This is a genomic window from Nocardia concava NBRC 100430 (assembly GCF_000308815.1).
Classification (GTDB): Bacteria; Actinomycetota; Actinomycetes; order Mycobacteriales; family Mycobacteriaceae; genus Nocardia; species Nocardia concava.
The window spans coordinates 1-12,320 of sequence record NZ_BAFX01000045.1 but is presented as its reverse complement, the minus strand read 5'-3'; the positions used below and the strand labels follow the sequence as shown (position 1 = coordinate 12,320).

Annotated in this window: 6 protein-coding genes and 1 tRNA gene; 4 read left to right on the top strand and 3 right to left on the bottom strand. The window is 69.6% G+C overall.

Annotated elements, in window-relative coordinates:
- The coding region (locus ON43_RS08775) for a fatty acid synthase subunit beta domain-containing protein (protein WP_040805649.1) at positions 1-5,766 on the bottom strand (5,766 nt) is incomplete at its 3' end.
- A gap of 389 nt (positions 5,767-6,155) precedes the next feature.
- On the opposite strand from ON43_RS08775, the gene ON43_RS08770 reads away from it, so the two are divergent.
- Positions 6,156-6,237 (top strand) — tRNA-Leu (locus ON43_RS08770).
- Between the two features lie 106 nt (positions 6,238-6,343).
- On the opposite strand, the gene ON43_RS08765 is transcribed toward ON43_RS08770, so the two are convergent.
- Together ON43_RS08765 and abaF are read right to left on the bottom strand one after the other, a co-directional pair.
- On the bottom strand, positions 6,344-7,006 hold the full coding sequence (locus ON43_RS08765) for a GntR family transcriptional regulator (protein WP_040805643.1): 663 nt from the start codon (positions 7,004-7,006) through the stop codon (positions 6,344-6,346).
- A 49-nt stretch (positions 7,007-7,055) separates the two neighbouring features.
- Entirely contained in the window at positions 7,056-8,444 is a 1,389-nt protein-coding gene (abaF, locus tag ON43_RS08760; protein WP_040805640.1) for a fosfomycin efflux MFS transporter AbaF, read from the bottom strand.
- Between the two features lie 171 nt (positions 8,445-8,615).
- Here abaF and ON43_RS08755 point away from each other — a divergent pair, with 171 nt between their 5' ends.
- From ON43_RS08755 to ON43_RS08745, 3 genes are read left to right on the top strand one after another with little or no spacing between them, the layout of a single operon-like run.
- Complete coding sequence (locus ON43_RS08755; RefSeq protein ID WP_040805636.1) at positions 8,616-9,527, top strand: dihydrodipicolinate synthase family protein; 912 nt, start codon at positions 8,616-8,618, stop codon at positions 9,525-9,527.
- Positions 9,524-10,987 (top strand): aldehyde dehydrogenase (NADP(+)), encoded by a 1,464-nt coding sequence (locus ON43_RS08750; protein ID WP_040805633.1) that lies wholly within the window; start codon positions 9,524-9,526, stop codon positions 10,985-10,987. The genes ON43_RS08755 and ON43_RS08750 overlap by 4 nt, the downstream gene beginning before the upstream one ends.
- Positions 10,984-12,204: an NAD(P)/FAD-dependent oxidoreductase gene (locus ON43_RS08745; RefSeq protein ID WP_051178170.1), complete on the top strand. Its 1,221-nt coding sequence runs from the start codon at positions 10,984-10,986 to the stop codon at positions 12,202-12,204. Before ON43_RS08750 ends, ON43_RS08745 begins: the two co-directional genes overlap by 4 nt.
- The last annotated feature ends 116 nt before the right edge of the window (positions 12,205-12,320 follow it).

Sequence of the window (12,320 nt, the reverse complement as noted above, 5' to 3'; positions counted from 1 at the left end):
GCCCCAGGTCTTCTTGACCCGGTCGGCAATGGCGGCGGGCCGCTTGCCGGAGGGGCCGAAGACCTTGCGCAGGTGATCGCCGATGGCGTCGGAGAGCACCGAGCCGAACGGCTTGTAGGTGCGGGCCAGGCGGTCGACGGTGTTGGACAGCGCGCCCATGTCGGCGTCGGCGGCGCCGTCGATGGCGCCGAGCGAGAGCTCCGCGCCGAGGTCGACGAGCAGCTGGTTACGCCGCGAGGAGACGCCGTCGCACAGGCCCTCGATGGTGTCCACCGGGCCGATCTGGTCCATGCGCAGCTTGGTCCACAGCGCGATGAGCACGCGGGTGGCGTCGGCGGCGGAGAACGCGATGTCGTCCGGGGTGGGGCCGCCGGTCGGCACGGCCACCGGGGCCGGGGCGGCGGCAGCGGCCGGAGCCGGTGCGGCGGAAGCGGTTTCAGCGGCCGGGGTCTCGTCGACCTCTTCCACCGGAGCCGGATCGGTATCGGTCGAGTAGACGATGCCGCGCTCGCGCTCGATGTTGAGCACCTCGACGACCGCGCTGCCGAACTGCGGCAGCTTCAGCGTGTTGGAGGCCAGGTTCGCGACGGTAGGCGTTGCGGCCAAACCGATCTCGACGAACCGCTCGACACCCAGGCCACCGTGCTCGGCATCGGTGAACAGCAGATCCTGGGTCTCGATCCAGCGCACCGGGCTGGCGAACTGCCAGGCCAGCAGCTCGACCAGGACCACGCGGCACAGCTCGACCTGCTTGGCGGTCCACTCGTCCCAGTTGGCCAGCACCTCGGCCAGCGGCTCGGACGGCACCAGATCCGCGATCTCCTGGATGTAGTCGCGCTCCAGGTTGAACAGGCGCGGCACCAGGTTCGGGATGTAGCGGCCGATGAGCAGGCTCGGGTCCAGGTCCTGCGGCAGCAGATCCAGCAGCTTCTGCCGGAACTCGGGCACACCGGCGCGCAGCACGGTGGAGTGGAACGGCACGTCGATGCCCGGGATGAGCACGTACGCGCGCTTGCCGCCGGTCTCGGCGCGCAGCCGCTCGATTTCGGTCTCGAGCGCCTCGCAACCCTTCACGGTGCCGGCGATGGCGTACTGCGAGCCGCGCAGGTTGAGGTTGACGACCTCGAGGAATTCCCCGGCCCGATCGCCGATCCCCTTGACCCAGTCGATGACCTGGTCGTCGGCGATGCCGATCTGCGAGGGGCGGATGGCGCACATGCGGTAGTCGCTGCGGCCCTGGGCATCCCGGGGCACCAGCTCGTGCATGGCCGAACCGCGCTGGAACACGACCTCCAGCACCGCGTTCAGCGGCAGCACGCCCGCGGCGGCCGACAGCGCGTTGTACTCACCGACCGAGTGGCCCGCGAGCATCGCGCCCTCGATGAAGGCGCCGGCCTCGCGCAGTTCCGCGACCTGGGCGACACCGAGGGTCGCCATGGCGACCTGGGTGAACTGGGTCAGGTGCAGCACGCCCTGCGGGTGGCGGTATTCGACGCCGCGCGCCTTGAGGTAGGTCGGGTTGTCGCGCACCACGGCCAGAATCGAGAAGCCGAGGGCCTCGCGGGTGTGCTTGTCGGCGCGATCCCAGACATCCTTGGCGGCCTTGGAGCGGGTGCGGGCTTCCAGACCCATCCCCTTGGCCTGAATGCCCTGCCCCGGGAAGGCGTAGACCGTCTTCGGCGGCGCGATGCGGCCGGTGGCGGTCATCACCAGGTTGCCCTCGATGCGGCAGGAGACCTCGACGATCTCCGAACCGTGGTCCACCGCAACGCGTTCCACGCGCACGTCGACCTGCGAGCAGAGGCGGACCATGCCCAGGAAGCGGGTGGTCCAGGCGGTGATGGTGCGCGGCGGCACCTTGTCGTTGCTGTCGATGGCCGAGACCGCGTGCTGCGCGGCGGCCGAGAGCCACATGCCGTGCACGATCGGGGAACCCAGACCGGCCAGCTTGGCGGCGTTGTCGGAGGTGTGGATCGGGTTGAAGTCGCCCGAGACCTGTGCGAAGGCGCCCATGGCGCGCGGGGCGACCAGGGTCACGTCGCGGCGGCGGCGACGCGGGGTGTCGGTGGCCTCGTCCGACAGCGAACCGGCGGCGCGCGGCGGATCGGTCAGCTCGGCCTCGCCGGTGCGGCCGCGAATGGCGAAGCGCTCGGTGAGGGTGGCGATGGTCGGCATGGACATGCCGGTCTCCGGCTTGTCGAGCATGCCCGAGACGCGGACGCGAACCTCGACGACGCGGCCCAGGTCGGTGTCGAGGGTCTCGACCGACTCGGCGCGCACCGCGAGAACGCTTGCGGCGGCAGGCAGTTCGCCGTTCAGCTCGATCTGGTGGTCCAGGTGTACGAGGTCGAGCATGCCCTCGATGACGCTCGCGCCCGCGCCGGTGCGGGTCGCGCCGAGGACCGCGAAGACGGCGGGCCAGCAGGCCCCGACCAGCACGTCGGGCACGCTGCGTCCGATGGTGGACAGCGAGTCCGGCAGACCGGCACCGGTGACACCGGCGTGGTCGGCGATCAGGTCCGGGCTCCACGCCACATTGACGCGGGCGACCTTGACGCCGTCGACGTCCTTGACCTCGGGCAGCGACTGTCCGGCGGCGACGGCCAGCAGCGCGCTCATGGCGGCCTCGGCGTCGTCCTCCGTAATGACCGGCGCGCCACCGTTGTACACGGAGGTGGGCACGGTGATGCGGATGCGAACAGCGTCCTTACCGAGCAGCGGCACCGCCAATTCCACGTAGGCGGAATCGGTTTCGGGGCCCTCGGTGGCGGACAGGGTCGCGCCGGTGCGCGGGTGCTTGGCGCCCTTGCCGTTCATCTCCCACTCGTCCAGGTTGCCCAGGCGGTGGATGGGGTTGACGGTGGTGCGGCCGGCCCACTGCACATCCGGTGCGGCCAACACGATGTCGAGCAGGCCGTTGGCGACCTCGGCGCGGCGGCGGCCGTCCACGGCGGCCGGGACGATGCCCGCGCGCACCAGGGAGAAGGCGGTGTTCTGCTCGAAGCGGTCCAGCAGTTCGCCGACCGGCTCGTCCACCCGGGTGATGCCCGCGACGGCGACGGTGCCGGGGATGATGCAGACCTGGTCGGCGGTGTAGCGCGGATCGTGGGCCTGCCACAGCGAATCCGAACGCCACCAGCGGCGCACGTCCTGATCGACGACCGGCACGAAGTTGACCGGCTTGCCCGGGATCTTGCACAGGCTCACGAAGAACGGCACGTCGGCCGGGTGCAGGACGGTCTCGGCGGCGACCGGGTACTGCTCCTTCAGGGTGCAGATCGCCTGCACGGGAGCCTCGAACGCGGTGTCGTCGGCGAAAAGCGTTGCGATCTCACCGCGGTCGGCCGGGTTGAGACGGGATTCGGTGCGGCGCACCATTTCCGCGAACCGGTCGCGCCAGGTGATGTCCAGCCACACCGAGCGGGTGGCATCGGCGATGGCGTCGGAGAAGTCGCCGCCGCAGTCGAAGTCCTTGCGGCGGTCCAGGCCCACGGCCAGCTCGACGTAGCGCTCCAGCCACTCCAGGTAGGTCATGGTGGCGACATCGCCGAAGTACGGCTTGGCGGTGCCGTTGAGCGCCTCGATGATCTCCGCGCGGCGCGCGGCCACGGCCTCGGCGTCACCGGCGACCTCGTCCAGCAGGCGGCCGGTGCGGGAGGCGGCATTGTCGATCTCGTGGATGTCCGCGCCCAGTTGTGAACGGCCGGAAGCCATTCCGCCGCTGGCGGTGCCCGCGCCGACCCAGTCGGGGGTGCCGGGGGTGTCGACCAGCAGCTGCTTGACCTCGGGGGCGGTGGTGGCCTCGAGCGTCGCCATGGCGGCGGTGCCGACCAGGACGCCGTCCAGCGGCATGGCCGGGTAGCCGTGCTGCCGCGACCATTCGCCGGTCAGGTATTCGGTGGCGCGCTCGGGCGTGCCGATGCCGCCGCCGACGCAGACGATCACATTGTCGCGGCCGCGCAGTTCGGCGTAGGTCTCGAGCAGCAGGTCGTCGAGGTCTTCCCAGGAGTGGTGACCGCCGGCCTTGCCGCCCTCGATGTGCATGATCACCGGGTAGCCGGGGACCGAGTCGGCGATGCGCAGCACGGCGCGGATCTGCGCCACGGTGCCGGGCTTGAACGCCACGTGGGTGATGCCGACCTCGGTCAGCTCCTCGATGAGGGCAACGGCCTCTTCGAGTTCCGGGATACCGGCGGTGACGATGACGCCGTCCAGCGGCGCGCCCGCGGTGCGGGCCTTCTGCACGATGCGCTTGCCGCCCAGCTGCAGCTTCCACAGGTACGGGTCCAGGAACAGCGAGTTGAACTGCACCGCGCGACCGGGCTGCAGCAGGCTCTTCAGCTCCTCGACGCGGTCGGCGAAGATCTGCTCGGTGACCTGACCGCCACCGGCCAGCTCGGCCCAGTGACCCGCATTGGCCGCGGCCGCAACGATTTTCGCGTCGACCGTGGTGGGGGTCATGCCCGCCAGCAGGATCGGCGAGCGACCGGTGAGCTTGGTGAACGCGGTCTCGACCACGACGCGGCCGTTGGGCAGGCGAATCGGCTTGGGCGCGAACTCGCTCCAGGCCGGGGCGACCTCGGGGGCCGCACCGGGGGTGAACAGGCTGCGCTGGCCCGGGCGGGTGGAGGCGGCGAGCACGCCGACGCCGGTGCCCTTGAGCGAGCCGGAGGTGAGGCGGGACAGCAGATCGCCGGGACCGAGGTCCAGGATCCACTGCGCGCCACCGGCGACGGTCTCGTCGACGATGCCGACCCAGTCGATCGGGTCGACGAGTACTTCCTGCGCGAGGGCGGCGGCCAGTTCGGCGTCCAGGCCGCACTGCTGCGCCCAGCCCTTGACCAGCTCGACGGTCTCGGCCAGCGCCGGGTGGTGGAAGGCCACCTCGACCGGGATGTCCTCGAAGACCGGAGCGAAGACCGAGCCGCCGCGCTTCTTGGCGTCGCGCTCCTTGGCCTGCTCGGCGTGGATCTCGTCGGCGCGCTGGCGCACGCGGTCCAGCTGGGCGACCGGGCCGCTCAGCACGGCGCGGCGGCGGCCGTTGACGATGGAGAGCACGGCGGCCTTCTCCGGGGCGACGCCGGTCATGACCTCGGCGACAACGGCTTTCAGCGCCTCGGGGTCGACATTGGAGACCGCGACCATGGGCGACTTGTCGCCGACCGGCATGAGGCCGCGCCGACGCGCGACCAGACCGGCTGCGGCGCCGATCAATTGGGCCACCGCGAGCAGTTCGGCATCGCGCTGCCCGTGCGCCTCGGCGGCGGTGGCGGCGATGCGGCCCTGGGAGTGACCGATGACGGCTGCGGGCGCGTGCGCGACGATGTCCAGGCCCTGCAGGCGCAGCGCGCGCAGCGCGGCGATCTGGGTCAGGAACACACCGGGCATGGAGACGGCGGCGGAGCGCAACACCTGCGCTGACGGCGCTCCCGACACCTCCCCCTGCTCCGGGTCGGCGATCTCTTCTTCCAGCATCCACGCGACCGGGTCGAACCCGACGGGCCGAACGACCAGCAGCTGGGAGGCAACCGGCTCCAGCTTGGCGGCCGCCTCGTTGACCAGCGCGGTCAGCTCGGGCTCGAGCGCGGAGTCGCGCCCGATCTCCTCGAGTTCACTGAGCCACTGCGCGCCCTGTCCACCGAATGCGAGAGCGTACGGAGCGCCCCCCAGCAACCGGTCCAACAGGCTTGACCTGACCCCACTCTCCCGTGACTTCCCCGCCGCCCTGGCCTTCGATCCGGTCCCGGTGCTCTCGTTGATCGTCAAGACGTTCGACTTCCTTCTCCTGGCGGCCCCCATCAACAGGACTGGGCCGCGCTCACGGTGCGCAGGTATCCCCTCGGCCCGCAGGCCCTGGTAGACGCCAAGGATTGCAGAAAATCATGAGGATCTCCTCATGTTTGGTCACCGCCTCGTGAACTACCCCCGAGTATTTCCGTACGTCCGTACCAGAATGCTCCGAAACATGACCCTCCCTCATGTTTGAACCCACTGGTGAGGCTGGTTACACCCACGTAGGAAATATGAGGCCCCCTCACATTGCCCTTTATCAAATCGTTATAATCCCAGCTAGGGTTACCGACCAGTACGCGACACCCTCCCGGTGCTTCGCGATCCCCGTTAGACCCGGTAAAGTTTGGACGGTCGTACCGTTAGCGCGAGTGGCGAAATTGGCATACGCGCCAGATTTAGGTTCTGGTGTCCTCGGACGTGCGGGTTCAAGTCCCGCCTCGCGCACAACTCGAACACCCTCCCGCGGCGGTCGCGCCACGGGAGGGTGTCGTATTCCTCTCCAGCTTCGCGCACAGCCGCGAGCATCCTCGCGGCAAACCCTGTGCGGGGCTTACTCTTCGGGCTTGGCCCAGCGGCCGCGGGCCTGCTGGATGTGAGCGCGCAGGAAACGTTCGACGGCGTCCTGGTCGCGGGATTCCAACAGGTCGACGATGGTGAGGTGTTCGCGGGCGACGTCCACCAGTTGTCCCTTCTTGGCCAGGGAGGCGAGGCCGAACAGGCGGGTGTGGTCGCGTAGGTCGGAGACCAGGGCGTTGAGGCGTGGATTGTCGGCGTAGCCGAGCAGCGTGAGATGGAAGATCTGGTCCGCGGCAGTGTATTCGACCAGGTCGCCGCCCTCCGCCCCCTCGACGATCTTTTCCGCGAGGGAGCGCAGATGCGGAAAGTCCGCGTCGGGGATCAGCGGGGTGATCTCGCGGACGACCGGCGGTTCGAGCAGCAGGCGGATGCGGGTGATGTCGTCGAGATCCTTCTCGGCGACCTCGGTGACGCGAAAACCCTTGTTGGGCACGATCGAGATGAGGTTCTCGCGGGCCAGATCCTGCATCGCCTCGCGGACCGGAGTGGCCGACACTCCGAAGCGAGCACCCAGGGTCGGAGCGGAGTACACCACGCCGGGTTCCATTTCACCGGCGATGATGGCCGCGCGCAGCGCCCGCGAGACCTTGTCGCGCAGGCTGACCTTTTCCACCTGGGTGAACTGGTCGATACTCACGTGCTCACCCCTAGCCCAGGATCGTCTGATTCGATCGATTCACGACAGTCTATGCCATGTCACGTGGCATAGTGTCCGGCCGGGCCGCCGCGGCATCGGCGTCGACCGACCACAGGGACTTGCCCACGGTCTCCTGTGCCAGGCCGACCGCCACGACCGAGATCGCCGCGGCGGCAACCAGATACAGCGAGATCGGTACCGAGCTGTGGAAATGGTCGAACAGACTGATGGCGATGAGCGGGGCCAGCGATCCGGCCAGGATCGGGGCGACCTGATAGCAGAAGGACAGCGCCGTATAGCGCACGCGAGTGGGAAACATCTCGGTCATGAGGGCGGAATACGGTGCGTAGGTGCATGATTCGATGGCCAGACCGACGGTGATGGCCACGATGACGAGCGCGTAGTTCCCGGTGTCCATGAGCGGGAAGGCAGCGAAACCCCAACCGGCGGTGAGCACGGCGCCGGTGAGGTACACCGGCCGCCGGCCGATCAGGTCCGACAGCAGACCCGCCGCCGGAATCATGAAGAAGTGCAGTAGGTGTGCCACCAGCATGAGCGCCAGGATCGGTGCGGTGTCCACGTGCACGGCCAGCTTGAGATAGGTGATCGAGAAGGTGACCACCAGGTAGTAGAGGATGTTCTCGGCGAATCGCGCGCCGATGCCGATGAGGACCTGCCGCCAGTGGTGGCGCAGCACCTCGACGATGCCGAGCGCGTGCCGCCGGTCGGCCTCGGAACGCTGTTGCGCCGCACGGAATATCGGCGCGTCGTCGACGCTGGAGCGCACCCAGTAGCCGACCAGCACCACGACGGCCGAGAGCCAGAAGCCGATGCGCCACCCCCAGGACAGGAACTGCGCCTCGGACAGATTCGCCGACAGCACCAGCATCACCACGGTCGCCAGCACGTTGCCCAGCGGCACGCCCGACTGCGGCCAGCTGGCCCAGAACCCGCGCCGGTCATCCGGACTGTGCTCGCTGACCAGCAGCACCGCCCCGCCCCATTCGCCGCCGAACGCGAAGCCCTGGATCAGACGCAGTGTCACCAGCAGTACGGGAGCCCAGTAGCCGATCACGGAAAAGGTCGGCAGGCAGCCCATCAGGAAGGTGGTGATGCCGACGACCACCAGGCTCAGCTGGAGCAGCGCCTTACGCCCGACGCGATCGCCGAAGTGCCCGAACAGGATTCCGCCGAAGGGCCGGGCCAGGAATCCGACCGCGTAGAGCGCGAAGGCCGCGATGATGCCGTCAATGGCATTGCCGCCCGAGCGGAAGAACACCTGACCGAAGACCAGCGCGGAGGCCGTCCCGTACAGGAAGAACTCGTACCACTCGGCGACCGCGCCGGCCATGGCCGCGGCCACGATCCGGCGTAGTCCGGCGGGCGGCGGGCCCGAATCGGCTTGCTGGGCAGTCGCGGAGTCGTCGAGAGCGGTCATGATCCACCTTCATCAGTGATGTGTGACATTGCACCATAGGGTGGTGACCCGGATCACGCAAGCGGTTGACCGGGCATCACTCCATCACCTACCTTCAGTGCAATGTCACACATCACATGGTGGCATGCGGCCGGGGCGCTCTCCCGGAACTCTGACCTGATGGAGACTCACATGCCCGAAACCACCACGACGTCGGCGAACAAGCCCTGGCACGGGGTGATCGTCGCGACCACCCTGCCGTTCACCGAGGACCTCTCGGTCGACTACGACGCCTACGCCGAGCACGTCCGGTGGCTGGCGGCCAATGGCTGCCACGGTGTGAGCCCCAACGGCTCGCTCGGTGAGTACCAGACCCTCGACGACACCGAGCGCGCCCGCGTGGTGACCACCGCGATCGAGGCCGCGCCGCAAGGCTTCTCGGTCATGCCAGGCATCGCCGCCTACGGTGCGCTGCAGGCTCGCAAATGGGCCGAGCAGGCCGCCGCGGCGGGCGCCGAATCGGTCATGCTGTTGCCGCCCAACATCTATCGCGGCAACCGGGAGGTCGTGCTCGACCACTATCGGACCGTCGCCGCGGTCGGCCTGCCCATCGTGGCCTACAACAATCCGATCGACACCCGCATCGACCTGACCCCCGCCCTGCTGGCCGAACTGCACGCCGAGGGGCTGATCGTGGGCGTCAAGGAGTTCACCGGCGACGTCCGGCGCTTCTACGAGATCAAGGAACTGGCACCGGAACTCGACGTGCTCATCGGCTCCGACGACGTGGTGCTGGAACTGGGCATCGCGGGCGCGGTCGGCTGGGTGGCCGGATACCCCAACGCCATTCCGCAGGTGACCGTGGAGCTCTACAACGCGGCGGTCAACCGCGACCTGGACAAGGCGCTACCCCTGTACCGGGACCTGCACCCGCTGCTGCGCTGGGATTCCAAGACCGAGTTCGTGCACGCCATCAAGTTGTCGATGGACCTGGCCGGCCGTCCCGGCGGGGCCTGCCGCCCGCCGCGCATTCCGCTCGCCCCCGAACTGATCGCCAAGATCACCGGCGACACCGAAGCAGTGCTGGCCAAGGGCTACCGATGATCGACACGACAGCCGACGCGATCGCCGACACCACAGCACTCGAGGTCGATGCCGTGGTCGAGGCCGCGGCCACCTCGGCCCCGGCATGGGCGGCGACGGGTGCGGCCGGACGCGCCCGGGTGCTGGACGGCATCGCCGACCGACTCGACACTCGGGCCGCCGATCTGATCGTCCTGGCGCAGCGCGAAACCCGGCTGTCCGAGCCGCGATTGACCGCCGAACTGCGGCGCACCACCTTCCAGTTGCGCTTGTTCGCCGAGACGGTGCGCGACGGCGGCTATCTGGACGTCCGCATCGACACCGCCGACGCCGAGTGGCCGATGGGTGCGCCCCGGCCGGATCTGCGCCGGATGCACATTCCGCTCGGCCCGGTCGTCAATTTCGCGGCGAGCAACTTCCCGTTCGCCTTCTCCGTCGCCGGTGGCGACACCGCCGCCGCCCTGGCCGCCGGTTGCCCGGTGATCGTGAAGGCGAGCCCCGGTCATCCGGCGCTGTCCCGGGCCATCGGCGCGATCATCACCGATGCGCTCGACGAACATCGTTCCCCGCGTGGAGTTTTCGGGTTGATCTTCGGACTCGACGCGGGCGTGCGAGCGCTGACCCATCCGGCCGTGGCCGCGGCGGCGTTCACCGGCTCCGGCAAGGGCGGGCGGGCCCTGTTCGACATCGCGAACGCGCGCCCGGTGCCCATCCCGTTCTACGGTGAAATGGGTTCGGTCAACCCGGTTTTCGTCACCGCCGCGGCCGCGCGCAACCGGGCTCCGCAGATCACCGCCGGTCTGCTGAGCGCGCTGTCGTCCAGTGCCGGCCAGCTGTGCACCAAGCCGGGGCTGATCGCGATCCCCGTCGGGTCGCCGCTGCTGGACGAATTGGCGCGATCGACACCCGAACCGACGGGGGACCTGCTCAACGGCGCGATCGAAGCCGGATTCATCGGCGCCGTCGAAGAACTCCGTGATCACCCCCGGGTCCGGATCCTCAGCGGCGGCGCGGCGGGCCGGACTCTGCTGCTGACCACCACCGCCCAGGATGTCCTCGCCGATCCGGAAGCGCTCACCCATGAGATGTTCGGCCCGGCGGCGCTGATCGTGACCTACCGCGACGATACCGAGCTGCTCGACCTGGCCCGCACGGTCGGCGGCCAGCTGACGGTTTCGGTCTTCGGCGACGAGGCCGACGACACCGCGAGCGCGCTGGTCGCCGAGGGCGTCGCGGCCGCGGGCCGGGTGCTGTGGAACAGCTGGCCCACCGGGCTTTCGGTGACCTACGCGCAACAGCACGGCGGTCCCTACCCGGCGACGACCGCGCCCACCGCGACCTCGGTGGGCACCGCGTCCATCGCGCGGTTCCTGCGCCCGGTGGTGTTCCAGTCCATGCCGCAGGAACTGCTGCCGCCGGAACTGCGCGACGACAACCCGCTGTCGGTGCCGAGATCGGTGAACGGAGCTCGGGCGCAATGACATTCGAGGAAACCGGCACATCGTCCGTGAGGGGGACCGAGGTGCTGATCATCGGCGGCGGCGTGATCGGCTGCGCCCTGGCCGACAGGCTGACGCTGGCGGGCCTGACCGTGCGCGTCTGCGAGGCGGGCGGGGTGGCGTCGGGGACCACGGCGCACGGCGAGGGCAATGTGCTGGTCTCCGACAAGGGTCCGGGTCCGGAGTTGGCGCTGGCGCAGATGTCGCGGCGGCTGTGGCCGGAGACGCTCGAGCGGATCGGCGAGCGGCTGCCCGCGGCCGTCGCCGCCGTCGAATGGGATCCCAAGGGCGGCATAGTCGTCGCCACCACCGAGGACGGGGCGGCCACGCTCGCAGCCTTCGCCGATGGCCAGCGGGCGGCCGGTGTGCGGTGCGAGGCGCTCGACGCGGCGCAGCTCACGGCGGCCGAACCCGCGATCACCCCGGCGGCGACCGCTGCGGTCCACTACCCCGAGGACGCACAGGTGCAGCCGGTCGCCGCGGCGACCGCCCTGCTCGCCGCGGCGATCACGGCCGGGGCGATCGTCGAAACCCGTTGTGCCGTCACCGGTTCGATCGTCGGCGGCGGACAGCTGCTGGGGGTGCGAACCACCCGCGGCGACCGGTACGCCGACGTGGTGATCAATGCCGCCGGGCCGTGGTCGGGCACCGTCTCGCGGGTGCTGGGCGCACCGATCGCGGTCAAACCGCGCCGTGGCGACGTGCTGATCACCGCTCCCCTGCCGCCGACCGTCTTCCACAAGGTCTACGACGCGGACTACGTCGGCGAGGTGGGCAATTCGGCGGCGGGCCTGCAAACCTCGACCGTGGTCGAGTCCACGCGCGGCGGGCCGCTGTTGCTGGGCTCGTCGCGGCGGCAGGCCGGCTTCGACGACCGCATCCGTCCCGACAGCCTGGCCGCGATCGCTCGCAAGGCCATGCGCCTGTTCCCGATGCTCGCGGACGTGGCGATCATGCGCGCCTACGGCGGTTTCCGACCCTATGTCGACGACCACCTGCCGGTCATCGGCCCGGATCCGCGGCTGGCCGGGCTGTGGCATGCGACCGGGCATGAAGGCGCGGGCATCGGGCTCGCCATCGGGACGGCGCAACTGGTCGCCACAGCCTTGACCGGCGAGCCGGGCCGGTTCGACAGCACCGCGTTCACCGTCGACCGACCGGCGGTCCTCAACCCGACGACGGAGTACGTATCACCATGAGCCCCTTCCTGATTCCCCCCGACCGTGACCGCCTCGGCCGCGCGGACCGGCCGCTGACCATTGTCGCCGACGGCGTCGAGGTGGCCGGTGTGCACGGTCAGACCCTCGCCACCGTG

Bases quoted from the DNA above. Each gene is read 5' to 3' on its own strand.
- ON43_RS08745 (WP_051178170.1), top strand. From the start codon at position 10,984: ATGACATTCGAGGAAACCGGCACATCGTCCGTGAGGGGGACCGAGGTG.
- ON43_RS08750 (WP_040805633.1), top strand. From the start codon at position 9,524: ATGATCGACACGACAGCCGACGCGATCGCCGACACCACAGCACTCGAG.
- abaF (WP_040805640.1), bottom strand. From the start codon at position 8,444: ATGACCGCTCTCGACGACTCCGCGACTGCCCAGCAAGCCGATTCGGGC.
- ON43_RS08755 (WP_040805636.1), top strand. From the start codon at position 8,616: ATGCCCGAAACCACCACGACGTCGGCGAACAAGCCCTGGCACGGGGTG.